Source organism: Streptomyces sp. NPDC028635 (genome assembly GCF_040637635.1).
GTDB lineage: Bacteria > Actinomycetota > Actinomycetes > Streptomycetales > Streptomycetaceae > Streptomyces.
The window spans coordinates 1-15,913 of sequence record NZ_JBEZWX010000031.1; the positions used below are offsets into that span (position 1 = coordinate 1).

At 71.0% G+C, this 15,913-nt stretch carries 11 protein-coding genes, 1 pseudogene and 1 riboswitch; of the genes and pseudogenes, 5 read left to right on the forward strand and 7 right to left on the reverse strand.

Annotated elements, in window-relative coordinates; translation table 11 throughout:
- Positions 1–23 precede the first annotated feature (23 nt).
- Positions 24–1,019: pseudogene (locus AB0E88_RS26765) on the reverse strand (AfsR/SARP family transcriptional regulator); the annotation flags it as partial.
- A 135-nt stretch (positions 1,020–1,154) separates the two neighbouring features.
- On the opposite strand from AB0E88_RS26765, the gene AB0E88_RS26770 reads away from it, so the two are divergent.
- From AB0E88_RS26770 to AB0E88_RS26780, 3 genes are all read left to right on the forward strand, one after another.
- The gene (locus AB0E88_RS26770) at positions 1,155–2,033 is read left to right on the forward strand and encodes an alpha/beta hydrolase (protein ID WP_361635533.1); all 879 of its coding nucleotides are present in this window, start codon (positions 1,155–1,157) and stop codon (positions 2,031–2,033) included.
- Between the two features lie 137 nt (positions 2,034–2,170).
- On the forward strand, positions 2,171–2,788 hold the full coding sequence (locus tag AB0E88_RS26775; protein WP_361635361.1) for a hypothetical protein: 618 nt from the start codon (positions 2,171–2,173) through the stop codon (positions 2,786–2,788).
- Positions 2,789–2,979: 191 nt separating this feature from the next.
- Positions 2,980–3,387 (forward strand): DUF5958 family protein, encoded by a 408-nt coding sequence (locus AB0E88_RS26780; RefSeq protein ID WP_361635364.1) that lies wholly within the window; start codon positions 2,980–2,982, stop codon positions 3,385–3,387.
- Positions 3,388–3,623: 236 nt separating this feature from the next.
- Here the strand turns inward: AB0E88_RS26780 and AB0E88_RS26785 are convergent, their stop codons facing one another.
- Entirely contained in the window at positions 3,624–4,166 is a 543-nt protein-coding gene (locus tag AB0E88_RS26785; protein ID WP_361635366.1) for a hypothetical protein, read from the reverse strand.
- A 1,136-nt stretch (positions 4,167–5,302) separates the two neighbouring features.
- Positions 5,303–5,521, reverse strand: a complete 219-nt coding sequence (locus tag AB0E88_RS26790; protein WP_361635369.1) for a hypothetical protein — start codon at positions 5,519–5,521, stop codon at positions 5,303–5,305.
- A 200-nt stretch (positions 5,522–5,721) separates the two neighbouring features.
- On the opposite strand from AB0E88_RS26790, the gene AB0E88_RS26795 reads away from it, so the two are divergent.
- Positions 5,722–5,910, forward strand: a complete 189-nt coding sequence (locus AB0E88_RS26795) for a DUF2199 domain-containing protein (protein ID WP_361635535.1) — start codon at positions 5,722–5,724, stop codon at positions 5,908–5,910.
- Positions 5,911–6,228: 318 nt separating this feature from the next.
- Positions 6,229–7,443, forward strand: coding sequence for a chitinase (locus tag AB0E88_RS26800; RefSeq protein ID WP_361635372.1), 1,215 nt, complete (start codon positions 6,229–6,231; stop codon positions 7,441–7,443).
- Between the two features lie 251 nt (positions 7,444–7,694).
- Here AB0E88_RS26800 and metE read toward each other — a convergent pair whose 3' ends face one another.
- The 4 genes from metE to AB0E88_RS26820 form a co-directional block, all read right to left on the reverse strand.
- A complete protein-coding gene (metE, locus tag AB0E88_RS26805) occupies positions 7,695–10,013 on the reverse strand; it encodes a 5-methyltetrahydropteroyltriglutamate--homocysteine S-methyltransferase (RefSeq protein WP_361635374.1) in 2,319 nt (772 codons plus the stop codon).
- 165 nt (positions 10,014–10,178) lie between these two features.
- Positions 10,179–10,401, reverse strand: a riboswitch (cobalamin riboswitch).
- Positions 10,402–10,660: 259 nt separating this feature from the next.
- Complete coding sequence (locus AB0E88_RS26810) at positions 10,661–12,835, reverse strand: FUSC family protein (protein WP_361635377.1); 2,175 nt, start codon at positions 12,833–12,835, stop codon at positions 10,661–10,663.
- 313 nt (positions 12,836–13,148) lie between these two features.
- Positions 13,149–14,324 (reverse strand): glutathione-independent formaldehyde dehydrogenase, encoded by a 1,176-nt coding sequence (locus AB0E88_RS26815; protein WP_361635380.1) that lies wholly within the window; start codon positions 14,322–14,324, stop codon positions 13,149–13,151.
- A gap of 299 nt (positions 14,325–14,623) precedes the next feature.
- A complete protein-coding gene (locus AB0E88_RS26820; protein ID WP_361635383.1) occupies positions 14,624–15,715 on the reverse strand; it encodes a hypothetical protein in 1,092 nt (363 codons plus the stop codon).
- Positions 15,716–15,913: the final 198 nt, after the last annotated feature.

Genomic DNA, 15,913 nt, shown 5'->3' on the forward strand with positions numbered 1-15,913 from the left:
CCGAGCGCGGTGAGCGTACGCTAGGCCGCCGCGACGACGGCGCGGGACTGCTCGGGGTCGTCGGCCCGGCTCCACAGGGCGGGCACGTCGTAGGCGCCGATGACGCGGGCGGTCAGGGCGGTGTCTCCGGTGCGCTCTGCCGCCCGGACGGCGGCGAGGCGGTCGCGCCGCGAGTGGATGAGGGCGTCACCGCCCGCCAGGGCCAGGGTGCGGGCCACTTCCACGGTGGTGCGCGGGCCGAGTCGTCCGCCGGCGGTCCACACGGTACGCGGGGGCTGGAGCGTCGTGGCTCCGCGGAGAATGTCCGCCTCCAGGCGTTGGAGGTCGGCACCCGGGTCGAGCCCGAGCTGCTCCACGAGCATGGTGCGGGCGCGGCGCAGGGTGGCCAGAGCGTCCGCCTGGCGGCCCGCTCGGTGCAGTGCGCGCGCCAGCAGCGCCCAGGCCGGCTCGCGCCAGGGGTGTTCGGTGACGTGGGCGCCCAGGTCGGCGACCAGCTCGGCTCCTGAACCGGAGTCGAGCAGGAGGCGGGCGCGCAGTTCCACCGCCTCCAGCCTCAGCTCCTCCAGCCGGGTCTGCTCGCGCCGGGCCCACGTGGAGCCGGTCACGTCGGCGTAGGCGGGGCCGCGCCAGGCCGCGAGCGCCGCGTCGAGGTCGGTCAGCGCATCGGGTGTACGCCGGGCGCGGGCCAGGGCGTCCTCGAACCGGTGAGCGTCCACGGCTTCCCGTGGCAGGCACAGCGCGTAGCCGGAGCCCTCCGTGACGAGAACGCGCGGGGGAGTGCGGGGCGGCCGGTCCGGTTCGATCGCGCGACGCACCGCGGCGACGAACGTACGCAACGCACCCACGGCGCGCACCGGCGGCTCGGCCCACAGGTCGTCCACAAGGGTGTCGGTGGCCACCATCCGTCCCCCGGCGGCGACGAGCCGGGCGAGCACCTCACGGTGGCGCGGACCGCCCAGGTCGACCGGGGTGCCGTCGTCGCGGAGGGCCCGCACGGCACCGAGTACGTCGATACGCATGCCCTCCATCTTCCGTGCCGCGGGTCCGGGGCGTCGAAGCGCACTGATCGGCTGCTGATCGCCGTCGCCCACGCTGAACCCGACAGTCCCCGGACCCACGCTTTCGCCGATCCGCCGCCCCAGGAAGGCACTCTCATCATGTTCACCATCCCTGGTTTCGACCACGTCCGGCAGCCCGGCACGGACGGAGTGGAGCTGGCCGCCGCCGTCGGCGGCAACGGCAGCCCGGTCGTGCTGCTGCACGGCTTCCCGCAGACCCACCTGATGTGGCGGCACGTCGCCGAGCGCCTCGCCGGCGAACACACGGTGATCTGTCCCGACCTGCGCGGCTACGGCGCCAGCGACAAGCCGGCGGCCACCGGCCCCGAGGTGTACTCCAAGCGCACCATGGCCGCGGACGTCGTGGCCGTGGCCTCGGCGCTGGGGCACGAGCGCTTCGCCCTCGTCGGACACGACCGGGGCGCTCTGGTCGCCTTCCGCGCGGGGCTGGATCACCCCGAGAGCATCACCCATCTCGGCCTGCTCGACATCGTGCCGACGCTTGACATGTGGAACGTGCTGCACGGCGTGCCGGCAGCGGTCGGCTACCACCTTTTCCTCATGGCGCAGCCTCCCGGCCTGCCCGAGACGATGATCGCCAACAGCGCGGAGGCGTTCTTCGGCTCGTTCCTCGACACCTGGGCCGGCGATCCGGCCGCGTTGCCGGACGAGGTTCGTGCCGAGTACGTGCGGGCGTGCGCTGCCGCAGTGCCCTCGATCGTCGCCGACTACCGGGCCTCGGCCGGTATCGACGTCACCCATGACCAGGCGGACCTGGACGCCGGCTCCCAGCTGGCCATGCCGGTGACAGTCGTCCAGCAGGACTGGGGCACGCGACTGGACTACGACGCCGCCGCACTCTGGCACGCGTGGGCGCCGGACCTGGACCACCGGCTGACCGGTGCGGGGCACTTCATGGCCGAGGAGGCGCCCGACGAGATCACGGGCGCGATCCGCGACCTGCTGCTCCGCTGAGCCCGCGTGCCGGTCGGCGTGGGAGCCCCGCGGCCGCCGGCGCCGGACCGGCCCCACGATCCGCGACCGCTGATTCGCCTCCTTTGCTTCGCAGCTTCACCGCCGCGTAGGGTCACCGCATTCCAGGAGGTGAGGCCGTGACCACGTACGGCACGATTCTGATCGCCGCGCCGCTCGAACAGGCGGCCCCCGTCCTGGGAGGGGTCTGCACGGCAGGCTATGCGATTCCCGCCGGGCCGAGGTTCTGCCTCGTCCATCCGGACCGGTCCGTCGACGACAACAGTGTCTTCGCGCTCGCCGGACCGATCAGCGCCGAGTTGGGCGCCCCGGTGCTCGCCGCCTTCCAATACGACGGTGACCGACTGGAGTTGGAGGTCTGGCGGGACGGACTGCGCGCCCACCGCTACGACTCCTGGCCGGTCCGGGACGACGAGAGCGCCCATGACGCGCCCCTGGGCGCCGACCCTGCTGCGTTCCTGGACTTCGCCGCCGGGCCTGTGGACAGCCACCGCTTGGCCTCCGCGCTCGCAGACACCCCGATCGACGTGCAGGACATGGACGTCGACGGGGACCCCGGCTACGTCTGGGCCCAGGCCCTGCACTGGGACGTGTTGCGTGCACTCGGCCACCCCGACCAGGTGATCCGCCGCGCGCAGTGGGACTACTTCCACATGCGCGGCGCCCCGAAGGCGCTCGCGGAGGTGCTGGGCAGTACCGAACTCGTCGTTCTGGGCACGGCCGATCGCCCGTTCTGAAGCCCCGTCAACCCGTGCACGGCAAGGCACAGGGGGCACCGGGAGCAGACCCGTCCATGAGCGTGCAGGGCCGCACGTACCCCTGTTCCGGGGGTGTAGCGTCGACCCGCATGACTGCTGACAGGCCACAAGGCACCGTTGGCCTTCGTCGATGAGACCGCCGCGCTCTACGCCTCGCTTGCCTGCCGGAGATGATCATGATGGAGCGGGACATCATCCTCAACGAACTCGCCCAAGGGCTGCGCTCGATGTCACAGGGCATCGAGTGGTTCGAAGCCCACGACCCGGGGGAGCAGGCCGAGATACTCCTGTTTCTTCGCCACCACTGCGTGCAGGCGCGCGCCGTCACCGAAGACGGACCGGAGAGCATCCGACGTGCTGGGCTGCGCCCGACGCACACCCCGGCGGTCTTGATCACGTGCGGCCCGATCGACCAGCAACTGGGCAAGATCGCCGGCCTCACCCCTGTCGATGAACGACGCAAGGCGTTCCGGCTGCTGGTCGCGGTCCTCGCGGTCGCAGACGAACGGCGCCGCGAACGTTGCTGCTCTGGCGGATGCGGTCACTGGTGGCACAACCTGCCCATCGTCAACGAGTGAGGACGAGTCCAGCCGCTGTACTCAGCGCCTGACGATTCCGCTCGGCGGTCAGGCAGGAACGGCGGACCGGTTCAGGACGGCGGCCATCTCGTCCTCGGGCAGGGCAGGATTGGCGCCCGCGCTGGAGGCCAGTTCTGGGACATGAAGCGCTTCGCGGAGGCGGTGGAGCGGGATGCGCGGGTCGCCGACCGCTGCCTGGCGTGTCCGGACCGCGGGGTCACGGCTGAGCCGTTCGATCAGCGCGGGTGTTGCGGCCGGATCCCGGACGGCAAGCCGCCGGTAGTTGCCGTCCGGGTGATTCGCGTAACGCGCGGCGAGACCTTACGGGGGAAGCGGGGGTGAGTCTCCGCCATCCAGGCGGAGAAGGTGCCGCCGAGGCGTGCGAACACGCGCATCAGGACCTCCTCCGGGGTGTCGGGGTGGTGCATACTCAAAAGAACTTCCACCAGTGGGTCCTTGGTGCGTGCGAGCAGGCGCACGAGATCGGGTGGCAGGTGTGGGCTCTGGGCGGCGCTGCGCTGGAGCAGTGGGTGGGCGGAGGTGGCGGCCCGGCGCAGCACATCGGGGTGGGCGAGCCCGTCGCGCACCCACTCGACGTTCCCCCGGTCGGAGGCCCCGACTGTGAAGTCGATCGTCATGCGCTGCGTCTCGCCGGGTTCGAGTCTGAGGGAGACCGCGAGCCGTACGGCCTCGTCGGGGTCCACGGTGAGCTGATGCGCGAGGTCCGGGGGCAACGACGGGTTCTCGGCGAGGGCGGCCAGGTGCGTCCGCTCGGCCACGCATCGTTTCGTTCGGCGTCGGCGCGGTGCAGGAGTCCGCGGCGCAGCGCCTCGGCGGCTGACTTCGGATCGCGGAGGAGTGCGGCGGTGACGCGTGCGTCCCGTCGGCATTCCCACAGTGCGGCGGCCTGCCTCACCTCAGGGTCGGGGTCGGCAAGCAGCGCTGGTCGCTCGTCCGAAGGCAGCTTCTCCCATGCGAGCGCCGCCCTTCGGCGCGCTGCCGGATCGCGGTGCGTGGCCAAGGAGGCCACGAACGACGGCGCGAGATGGGGTGAGTCCAGCAGGGCCGTTCGTACGAAGGAGTCCGGGTCGTCGAGCAGGCGTGCGCACACGTCGTCCGGCAGCGGCGCGACCGTTGTCCGCGGGTCACGTTCCTCGGGTCCGTACGCCAGAGCGGCCCGCACCCTGGGGGAAGGGTCGTCCACGAGCCGGGCCCGGTGCGCGGGCTCGGCCCTGGTGCTCATCGCAAAGTTGATCCGGGTGCCCGGGTTCGGGTGATCCAGGATCACCGCGACGGCTGACTCGGGAAGTCCTGCCCGCTGCACGGCATGACACGGCGGACCGTCACCGCCATCGAAGGCGAGCAAGCGCAGCAGCAACGGTGTCGGCAGCGCCGGGTTGCGGGCGACTCCGTCCAGCGCGGACGCGTAAAACGCTCCCATGAGTCCCCCCAGCCCTGCGTCTCCGTCGTTCCAACCCACGACCATGTTCCCCCGCCCCTCAGACCGTCCGGCTGCCGGGCCGTCATGATCGGCCGCCTAGGCCCCAGCCGTCGTCCGGCTCGACGGCGCGGCAGGCCGGGTACACGACCAAGGCGTGTGGCACGTGTCGCACGGTGAACCCCAGGCAGCGCGAGCAGTACCCGACCTGGTTCGGCCGGCACCCGAGGAGCAGCGCCGCGGTGGCCCGCTCGGTGGTGGGGTCGATACGTCGGGGCGCATCGTGCATGCTCACGACGCTACGACGCTGCCGTTCTCATTGCCCGGGGACACCGCCCGGACAGCTGGCCGCACCCGCCTGGCGGGCGGCCGCGGCAGACCGCTGCCTCCCTGCGGCCGCTGATACGAGCGCATGCCCTTCGAGCCATCCCATCTGCAACCACAAGCACCTGGTAGATCAGTGTGTTCCGCGCAGGGTCAGGAGGCGGCTCGCCCATCGCGGGCGCGATGACCGGCTGCGTACAGCGCGGCTGCGGCCGACGTGCGCCGGCCGTCCCAGTGGGGGTGGAAGAGCACCTGGCCCGACAGCTTCACGAGTCGTCTGCGCAGCACGGTGCGCTGCTGGGCCGCGAGCTGGCGGTAGGTCGCGTGCCACTCGTCAACCGCCCGGGCGAGGTCATCGGGAATCGGTCGCATGGCTTAATTCAATCATGTGTTCGATTTACTTCGCTCGTCGACACCTGCCCGGTGCGTCGGTCATCGGCAGCGACGACGTGTCCTCCTCGGGCGTCTGGTTGTCGCTCAGCCCAGAGAGCTTCTCCGGTCCGGGGATCTGTGGGACGTTCGGCCGCGAGGCCTAGGCGCCGTACTTCGGCTGGCTCACCACCGACCTGCCGATCCACCCGGCCGCGACCCTCAACCTCAAGACGCACGTCCACACCCGCCCGATCGGCGAGCGCCCCTTCGTCGGGCTTGAGCCCACCGACCGCCCCCTCGCCGTCGAACAGCGCAAGGGGATCATCCTGGACCGCGTCCGGGAGACCGCGGAGGCTGTGCTCCACTCCGGCGACGGCCCGAAGCAGTGATGGCAGTGGTGGGCTCCGTAACGCCCCTACCGATCGGGCCGACCGGCTTGAGCTGCAGAGCCCGGAATTTGCGGTGTGGGCGTCGGGGAAGGTGGGGCGGTTCGCTGGATGGCGGGCGTGCTGCGCGCAGATGCAGGGCGGTGTGGATGGCGGTGCCCAGTGGTTCGGCGGCCCGCAGAGGGATGCGCCCCCTAGGTAAAGGAATCGCATGGTCTAGTCCAAAGGGAGATTTGGTCTAGTCCAACTTATTGACGTGACCCCAACACCTCCCGGAGCCTGGGGCGACTTCCCCTCCTCACCCGCTCCGGGAGGCACTTCATGAGACCCCTTCGGGCCTGTCTGGGCGCGGCGGCGGCCGTCACGCTGGCCGCCGCCGGCACGACCGCCCTCGTCGCGGGCAGCGCCTCGGGCGCGCCCACCGCGCTCGACAACCGCTGGTATGCCGCTGCCCCTTATCTGATGCCGCTGGACAACGATCCGCCGGATGCGGCCGCCATCATGGACGCGACCGGCCTCAAGGCCTTCCAGCTCGCTTTCATCCTGGCCCCGAACGGCGGCGGGTGCTCGCCGACCTGGGGTGGCACCGCCCCTGTCTCCTCGGACACGGCCGTGCAGTCGGTGATCAACACGATCCGAGGCAAGGGCGGCGACGTCTCCGTCTCCATCGGCGGCTACGGCGGCACCAAGCTCGGCCAGGCATGCTCCGACCCCGCCTCCACGGCGGCGGCCTACCAGCAGGTCATCACCAAGTACGGGCTGCACGCCATCGACTTCGACCTGGAGGAGCCGGAGTACGAGAACACCGCGGCCATCCACAACGAGATCGGCGCCGCCAAGATCCTCCAGCAGAACAACCCCGGTCTGTACGTGTCCGTGACGACGGCCGGCACCGCGGACGGCACCGGCTGGTTCGGCAAGCAGATGCTGCTGGAGGCCAAGTCGCAAGGATTCACCCCGAACAACTTCTCGATCATGCCGTTCGACGGCGGCTTCAACGGCGCGGCGAGCCAGACCAGCGCGCTGACCAACTTCAACTCGGTGCTCCAGTCGACCTTCGGCTGGGACCAGGCGACGGCCTACGCCCACGAGGGCTTCTCCGGCATGAACGGCCGCAGCGACACGGGCGAGATCTTCACGCAGGCCGACTTCCAGACGGTGCTGGACTACGCCACCAGCCATCACATGGACCGCTTCACCTTCTGGTCGTTGAACCGCGACCGGCAGTGCAGCCCGCCCGACAACGGCGGGCGTACGTCCGGCACCTGCTCGAGCGTCGCCCAGAACCCCTGGGACTTCGCCGCGTACTCCGTGAAGTTCGCGGGCGCCACCCCGCCGACCACCCCGCCCGGCCCGACTCCGACTCCGACGCCGACCCCCACCTCCTGCAAGACGGCGTGGAGTTCGTCGGCGGTGTACACGGTGGGGAACGAGGTCTCCTACGGCAAGCACAACTGGAAGGCCAAGTGGTGGACCCAGAACGAGGTGCCCGGCACCTCGCAGTGGGGTCCGTGGCAGGACGAGGGCGCCTGCTGAACAGTTGGACGTCCGAATGTGCACCCTCTCGGGTCACCAAGGGCAAGGGCCTCGCCGGTGACTGCCCGGGCCGGGGCTCTCACGTCGGCCCGGAGTGCCCGTCCGCACCGCACGGTGGTGACGGAGGTGTGGAGCATGACTAGCGATGCCGCCGGCTGTGGTTGACCACCCCGAACGGCTCCCCGCGGTGGGGCCGCTCCTGCAGGGGCCGGGGCACCAGTGGCGCCCCGGCCCCGCGGGTATCGGGCGGGTCAGGACCCGGACAGTTCCCCGCGGACGGTGCGGGCGGCGGTGACGAGGTTCTCCAAGGAGGTGCGCGTCTCGGGCCAGGCGCGGGTCTTCAGCCCGCAGTCAGGGTTCACCCAGAGCCGCTCGGCAGGGATGGCCCTGAGGCCGGCGCGCAGCAGTTCGGCGGCCTCCTCGGCGCTGGGGACGCGAGGGGAGTGGATGTCGTAGACGCCCGGCCCGGCCTCGCGCGGGTAGCCATGGGCGGCCAGCTCGCGGGCGACCTGCATGTGCGAGCGGGCGGCCTCCAGGCTGATGACGTCGGCGTCGAGGTCGTCGATGGCCTGGACGATGTCCCCGAACTCGGCGTAGCACATGTGGGTGTGGATCTGGGTGTCGGGCCGCACGCCACCGGTGCTCAGCCGGAACGCCTCGGTCGCCCAGGCCAGGTAGGCCGGGTGCTCCGCGGAGCGAAGCGGCAGGGTCTCGCGCAGGGCCGGTTCGTCCACCTGGATGACGGACGTGCCGGCCGCCTCGAGGTCGTTCACCTCGTCACGCAGGGCGAGGGCGACCTGGCGTGCCGTCTCGCCGAGCGGCTGATCGTCACGTACGAACGACCAGGCGAGCATGGTGACCGGGCCGGTGAGCATGCCCTTGACGGGGCGATCGCTCAGTGACTGCGCGTAGGACGTCCAGCGCACGGTCATCGGCTCGGGCCGGGAGATGTCGCCGGCGAGGATCGGCGGACGGACGTACCGGGTGCCGTAGGACTGGACCCAGCCGTGCTGCGTGGCCAAGTAGCCGGTGAGCTGTTCGGCGAAGTACTGCACCATGTCGTTGCGCTCGGGCTCGCCGTGCACCAGGACGTCGATGCCGGTCTTCTCCTGGAAGGAGATGACCTCCTGGATCTCGGCCTTGATGCGCTCCTCGTAATCGGCGGTGCCGATGCGGCCGGCGCGCAGGTCGGCGCGCGCGGTACGCAGTTCGCCGGTCTGCGGGAACGAGCCGATGGTGGTGGTCGGCAGCAGAGGCAGGCCGAGGTGCGCGCGCTGGGCGGCTCTCCGCTGGGGGTAGGGCTGGGACCGGCGGGTGTCGGCCTCGGTGACGGCGGCGGCGCGTGTGCGCACCATCGGGTCGTGGGTGATGGGGGAGCCGGTCCGGGAGGCCAGGTCGGCGCGGTTGGCGGCGAGTTCGGCGGCGATCGTGTCCGTGCCCTGGGCGAGGCCCTTGGCGAGGGTGACGACCTCGGCCGTCTTCTGCCTGGCGAAGGCGAGCCAGCGCAGGATCTGCGGTTCGATGTCGCGCTCGGCCGCCGCGTCCAGTGGCACGTGCAGGAGGGAGCAGGAGGCGGCCACATCGACCCGGTCGGCCAGCCCGAGCAGGGTGCCGAGGGTGGACAGGGACTTCTCCAGGTCGTTGACCCAGATGTTGCGGCCGTTGACGACACCGGCGACCAGCCGCTTGCCGGGCAGCCCGCCGACGGAGGCGAGAGCCTCCAGGTTCCCGGCCGCGGACTCGGTGAAGTCGATGGCGAGGCCCTCGACCGGCGCCTTGGCCAGCACCGGCAGGGCGTCGCCGAGCCGGTCGAAGTACGAGGCGACGAGCAGCTTGGGCCGGTCGGTGAGGGCGCCGAGGTCGCGGTAGGCGCGGGCGGCGGCGTTCAGTTCGGCCGGGGTGCGGTCCTGGACGAGGGCCGGCTCGTCCAGCTGGACCCACTCCGCGCCGGCCGCGCGCAGGTCGGCCAGAATCTCCGCGTAGGCCGGCAACAGCCGGTCCAGGAGGGTGAGCGGTGCGAAGTCCGCCGCCACGCCCGGCGCGGGCTTGGCGAGCAGCAGGTAGGTGACGGGGCCGACCAGGACGGGACGGGGAGTCAGACCCACGCCGAGGGCTTCTTTCAAGTCCGCGACCTGCTTGCCGGAGTCGGCGGTGAAGACGGTGCCGGGGCCCAGCTCGGGGACCAGATAGTGGTAGTTGGTGTCGAACCACTTGGTCATCTCCAAGGGCGCGGTGTCCCGGGTGCCGCGGGCCATGGCGAAGTAGCCGTCCAGCGCGTCGGCTTGGAGGGCGGCGCGGTGGCGGTCGGGGATCGCGCCGAGCGCGACCGTGGTGTCGAGGACGTGGTCGTAGTACGAGAAGTCCCCCGTCGGGACTTCGTGGATGCCGGCGTCGGCGAGCTGCCGCCAGTTCGTGCGACGCAGCTCGGCAGCGGTGGCCCGGAGGGCGTCGGCGCTGACACGACCCTTCCAGTAACCCTCGATCGCCTTCTTCAGTTCCCGGTTCGGGCCCTGGCGTGGGTAGCCGTACACGGTGGCCCGTGCTGCCGAGGCTGCGGACTTGGTGGTCACGGAGATCTCCTTCGCGAGATGAATCCCTGAGATCCCGGGTACGGGACGAGAGCGCGAAGGGGTGACGAACCGGACGGCACGAAGCGTGCGCGGCAAGGCACGGTCGTCCGCCTGGTATGTACGCCGACCCGCCCTCGAGGTCACCGGGATGTCCGCGCACGAGTGGTTCGCGCGCGGGCAGATGGCAGGTCTTCGGACTCGCGGGCACGTCTCGTCGTACGAGACACCTAATGGCCGTCGCTTCCCAGGCCCGGTACCTCGGACCCAGTGCGTATGACGGCGGTCGTTCCCGCTCACCGCTGCGGGGCAGTCCCGGATTCCCACCGGGTTCCCTCTTACGACGCATCCCGCCTGGCGGACGGGGCGAACCAGCTGCACCCGCCACCTTACGGGTTCTCCGTGCGGGAAGGCAGCGCGACCTCCGTCATTCGGCCATGGCGACGCGAACGCCGAACCGAGAACGCACGGCGGGAAACCCCGCACACGCGCTTCCCGCCCTTCCCCTGCAACGCCGCGCCGGACCGTCGACGCTGCGGTAACCCCTCAGTCCGATCGAACCAGGCCCTCGATCCTGGACGTAGCTGTTGCAGCGGCCGGTCTTCCGGTCGAGGAGCCCGACTCCACGGCTCTAGGCGGCGCCGGCGTCGTCACCCACCCCGTTGCGCGGGCCCTGTTCCATCACCTTCCGCAGCAAGGGTCGCTCGCACCCGTTGCTCCTCGCGAGCAGAGCCGACGTCCCGTTCCAAAGGTGTGCGGCTCACGGCTGTCGCGAGGTCCTCCAAGGCCCGTTTTTGTAGTTCCGCTTCGCGCCGCACGACCGGGCTGCCATGGTCCGCGGCGTCATCCCACGCGTGGAGCGCCTCTTCCACACGGCTCCAGTCCGGATTCCGGTGCTCGCGCACGGCGACTGCTGCCTTCGAGGTGTCCGTCTCCAGGGCCTGGGCGAATCGCTCCGCCTCGGGGAGGGAACGGCTGTCGGCCTGCGGGACGTGGCTCTCCATGAGCATCGCCGCCCGGCCGAACCCCTTGAGCGCCTCCTGCGCCTCCTGAGCCTCGCGCGACGTCAGGCCCCTGGGGCGGACCGGTTCCTGCCGTGCCCGGTCGTACGCCTCCTGCCACGCGGCACGTGCCTCCCTGCTCTCCAGCAGTGCCCGGCGCATGTCGGCGTGACGCTCCCGGGTCGGTTCGGCCAGGTCGCGGAGCACCGCGGCCGCGTAGCGGCCGTTGGCGGCGAGCCAGTCCGCGAGCCGGCCCGGCAGTCGAGGTGTCTCCCAGGCGGGGAACACCACGTACGCCAGCATGGCCAGGGCCCCGCCGAGCAGGGTGAGCACCACCCGCTCCAGGACTGTCTGCTCCCATGCCTCGCCGCCCATGCCGAGCAGGAAGACGACGTACGCGGCGGTGAAACACTGGGTATAGGCATAGCCGGTACGGTTCAGCGTGTACGACAGGCCCGCCGAGACCACGGCCAGCGCGCCGGACACATGGGCGTCCGGGCCCATCGCCCGCACCGTCCCGGTGGCGAGCGCGACGCCCGCCAGGGTCCCGGCGAGCCGGGCCACCGCACGCGCGTACGTCCGGTGGAAGTCCGGCCGCATCACCATCACCGAGGCGATGGGCGCCCAGTAGCCGTGCCCCAGTGGCAGCCGGGCGGCGATCAGATAGCCCAGCGTGGCCACCGCCGCCAGGCGGACGGCGTGCCGGAACACGGGCGAGTCCAGGCGGAGCTCACGGCGGACCGCCCGGACGACGACCGGGACCAGCCGGTGCATCGTCGGGCGCATCAGGAACTGGGCGCCCGCGGGGCCGGTCGGCGTGGGCGTCCTCCCGCTCGCGCATCCGCTCCCCGCGATCTCCAACGCCTCGCCGAGCAGTTCCACGAGCCGCTCGGCGGCCTGCCGCGCCGGGCCCTCCAGCACCTCGTGCTCCTCGTTGATGCGCAGGACGTCCTTGCTCTCGGGCCGTACCTCGGCGGGAATGCCGCGGCGGATCGAACGGGCGGCCGCATCCAGGACGTCGGCGGCCGCGTCGAGCAACTCCCGGGCGCGGTCCCGCCCGGGTCCCTCCGCCGGGGCGCCCACGTCCGGGTCGGCGAGCGCGGCGACCACCGGCCGAACGCGCTCGGCGAGTCCCCGGGGGCCGTGCAGGGCGGGGGGACGGGTGCGAGCCTGGGACGGCGTCACGGCAGCCGCGTCCCGGGCCGTCATCAACGGCTCCGGGTCGAACGGGGCGGTCGGGTCGTGCCGCAACCGGCGCGCGTAGTCCGCCACGGCGGCCAGGGCGTCGGCGAGCGCGTCACGGTGCGCTCCCCAACGCCGGATCGGGAACAGCAGGATCAGCAGGGCCTGCGTCACGCCCCCGAGTGCGATGACCCCGGCGTGCTCCAGGGCTCGTCCGGTGCTCGTGGGCAAGGTGATGGTCACCAGCATGCTGCCCACGGTCGTCGCTGCGACGATCCCGGTGGTCGTTCCGACGGCCCACGCGATTCCCGCCGCGAACGCCCATACGGCCAGCAGCGGCAGGAACGTGACGAGTCGCCCCGCCGCCAGGTAGCCCACAAAGGTGCTGAGCGCCAGGCCCGCGCCCGCGCCCAGCGCGACCACCTTGCGTGGACGCCAGCTGCGCTGGAAGACGGCCCCACCCGCGGAATAGGCGCCGAGGGCGGCGGACGCGGCATACGCGGGGGAGACCAGCCACAGCATCGGCCCGATCACGATCGCCACCCCAGCGGCCGTGCGCAGCGCGAGCAGGGGCTCCAGTCGCGTCTCCTCGATCCTGAGACCGGATCGCACGACCTCCCCGAAGGCCCGCAGCCAGGTCACCGGTGTTCGCCTGTCCGGAATGCCCTGCCGGGCCGGGTCGTTCTGGTGGGCATGCCGCAATCGTCGCGCACGGCGGCCTCCCATATGACCCGTCGGCCGGCCGGCGGCCGCAGCCGCTGGAGGTGATGCTGCCGCTGCGGACACTGATGAGTGTCTGCCGTCCGTCCTCCGGGCCGGAGCGCGGACAATCGTCGTTGGGTCAAATCCGGCCGGAGCGCGGCGATTTGACCCAGGAACGTCGGGGGAGGCAGATCACCGCCCGTCCCCCGCGGACCCGTCCAGGGGAGACACGGGGCACGGAGGCCCCGGTCTCTTACCGCTTGTGGCCGTTGCCGTGTCCGTCGGGATGAAGGACCACCTTGGTCCAGCCATCGTCACGGGCGTCGAAGTGCTCGTACGCGGTGGGGGCTTCGTCCAGGCCGAGCTCGTGGGAGACGACGAAACTCGGCTTCGCCTTCCCGCCGGCGATCAGGTCCCGCAGGGCCCGGTTGTACCTCTTCACCGGCGCCTGCCCGGTCCCCATGTGCTGGCCCTTGAACCACATCATGCCGAAGTCGATCGGAACCTTGCCCTGTGCCTCCAGCTCGCCCTGGGCCTCCTGGCCGCCGGGGTCCTGGGGCAGGAACACGCCCACCACACCGATGTGGCCCGTGAACCTGACCGTGTCGATCAGGCCGTTGAGCGTGAGGCTGGCGTCCTCGTGCCCCTGGGGGTCGTGTGCCTGGTAGCCGACGCATTCGCAGCCGTTGTCGGCGCCCAGACCGAGGGTGGCCTCCTTGACGACCTCCGCCGGGTTCTGCTCGGCGGTGTTGATCGGGATGGCTCCAAGCTGCTCCGCCATGCGCAGCCTGTCGGGCTGGTGGTCGGCCGTCCAAACGCGGCCGGCGCCCTTGAGAAGGGCGGAGTAGGTCGCCATCAGCCCGACGGGGCCGGCCCCGAAGACGATGGTCTGGTCACCCGGTTTGACGTGGGCCATCTCGGTGGCGTGATAGCCCGTGGGGAAGATGTCGGCGAGCATCACGTAGTCGGTCTGCCGTTCGGCGGCGTCCTCGCCCAGACGCAGCGCGTTGAAGTCGCCGTAGGGCACGCGCAGCAGCTCCGCCTGGCCGCCCTGGTAGGGACCCATGTCGGCGAACCCGTAGGCGGCTCCCGCGAGTGCCGGTTCCGGCTGCATGGTCAGGCAGTAGTTGGTCAGTCCCTGCTCGCACTGCTTGCAGAATCCGCAGGCGATGTTGAAAGGCAGGACCACGTACTCGCCGACCTGGACCTTGCGGACGGCCGAGCCGACTTCCACCACCTGGCCCATGTTCTCGTGTCCCAGGGTGCGGCCGGACTCGAACGAGGTGCGGCCCTCGTACATGTGCAGGTCCGAACCGCAGATGTTGGTAGTGGTGATCTTGACGATGATGTCGCAGGGGTGCTCGATCTTCGCGTCCGGTACGTCCTTCACTGTGACCGTTCGCGGTCCTTCGTATACCGCTGCTTTCATGGTGACTTCCCTTGATGTCGCCGCATGGCGGTGATGGAGAGGGCGCGGAGAGTCCGACTCTCGGAAGTGCTGCGACGGGGTCCGTGGCTCCGGCACGCCTCTGCGGGGCCGTTCTCCAGGATCAGGTGGAGCGGTCGGTCGGCCGCCGGCCCGCGAGGCGGCGCTTCGGCGCTCCGGCGGCGTTGCGTCCGGGTCCCCGTCGGCCTCGAGGCGAAACAACCACGCACCGACCGATCCAGGAGAATCCGCGAAGGCGGACGACCACCGACCGACGGCACATCCCCGACCCAGGTCACCCGCTAGTTGCCGTGGTCGTCCTGTAGCGCGCTGCGACGTTCCTGCTCGCGCTTGGAGTAGGCGGCTGCCCGGATCGCCTCGTCGCTCTCCAGGCCCGATCCCAGCGCGCCGCCCACCGTGGCGACCGAAGCGACGAACCAGGCCAGCGTCCAGTACCCCGTGGCGTGCAGCGGCGTTCGTGTCATGGAGCCGAAGACGCGGTCGTTGAGGATGAAGAGCGCCCACACCAGGTTGATGACCACCAGACCCGCGTAGCAGACGAGCACCCCGATACCCACGGTCACGACCGTCGAGGCGTTGTACAGTGCCGCCCTCTTTTTGGCCTCCGGCGAAACCTCGTCCGTTCGATGCCACAGGTTCGCGTCCACGATCAGCCAGCCGATCATGAGAGCGACAGACCCGACCGTGGCGATCACCAGGCGTGGCGTGCTCAACGAGGTGGCCAGGCTCCAGATGGTGGAGTTCACGGTGGCGACCGCTCCCGTGGCGAGTGCGGCCGCCAGGGCTTTCGACAAGCCCGGCACCAACCGCCACGGCTGGTTGGCGCGGACCATACCGCCGAGCACCCTCACGTAACCGCGTGGTCCGCTGACGACGTACCGCAGGTCGGCGATCTCCTCCTCCTCGACCTGCCCCCGACGGATGGGCGCGAGACGAGCGGTGAAGGGCCCCCGCAGCGGCTGACTTCCCGGAGCCCCCTCAGGCCCGGTGACCTGCGGGGCCGCCAAGCTGAGCACGGCTTCTTCCACGGCCTGTCGCGCCCTTGTCTGCAGGCGGAAGCCCCCCAGCGTGGGAAGGGACAGCAGCGCCACGCCGTGTTCGTGACTCAGATCCACCACGAGTTTGCGCCCGCGTGAGTGCAGCGGAAGGTCGGTGAGGGCCACGACGATGTCCCAGCTCTCCGCACGCGCGCGGTCCATGACCCGACGCGTCAGCGTGGACAGGTCCTCGGTCCCTGCGGTGAAGGGCTCGCTGACCACCTCGACGTCGAACCGTCGTCCCTGGTCCGACCTGTCGGCGAGCCGGTCGGCAAGCATCCCGGCCATGCGCCGCGCGATCTGCGTCGGCGCATCCGGATCCGCCAGAAGAGCCACGGTCGTAACCTTCTGTGACGACACCCGTAAGACTCCTTCTCATCGGCTGCGCCCGCGCTCGCACATGGCCACGTGATGTCCTCGAGGCTACGCCGACGCCGCATGACACGCTGGCCCCGCCGGCAGGCACCGGCGGTACGGTCAGATCTCCTAGCGCTTCCCCGTGCCCGAGGAGCGGGGCCCGGTGACGGCGCCTGT

Coding starts and splice junctions, on each gene's coding strand:
- AB0E88_RS26780 (WP_361635364.1), top strand. CDS start 2,980: ATGATCATGATGGAGCGGGACATCATCCTCAACGAACTCGCCCAAGGG.
- AB0E88_RS26790 (WP_361635369.1), bottom strand. CDS start 5,521: ATGCGACCGATTCCCGATGACCTCGCCCGGGCGGTTGACGAGTGGCAC.
- AB0E88_RS26800 (WP_361635372.1), top strand. CDS start 6,229: ATGAGACCCCTTCGGGCCTGTCTGGGCGCGGCGGCGGCCGTCACGCTG.
- AB0E88_RS26815 (WP_361635380.1), bottom strand. CDS start 14,324: ATGAAAGCAGCGGTATACGAAGGACCGCGAACGGTCACAGTGAAGGAC.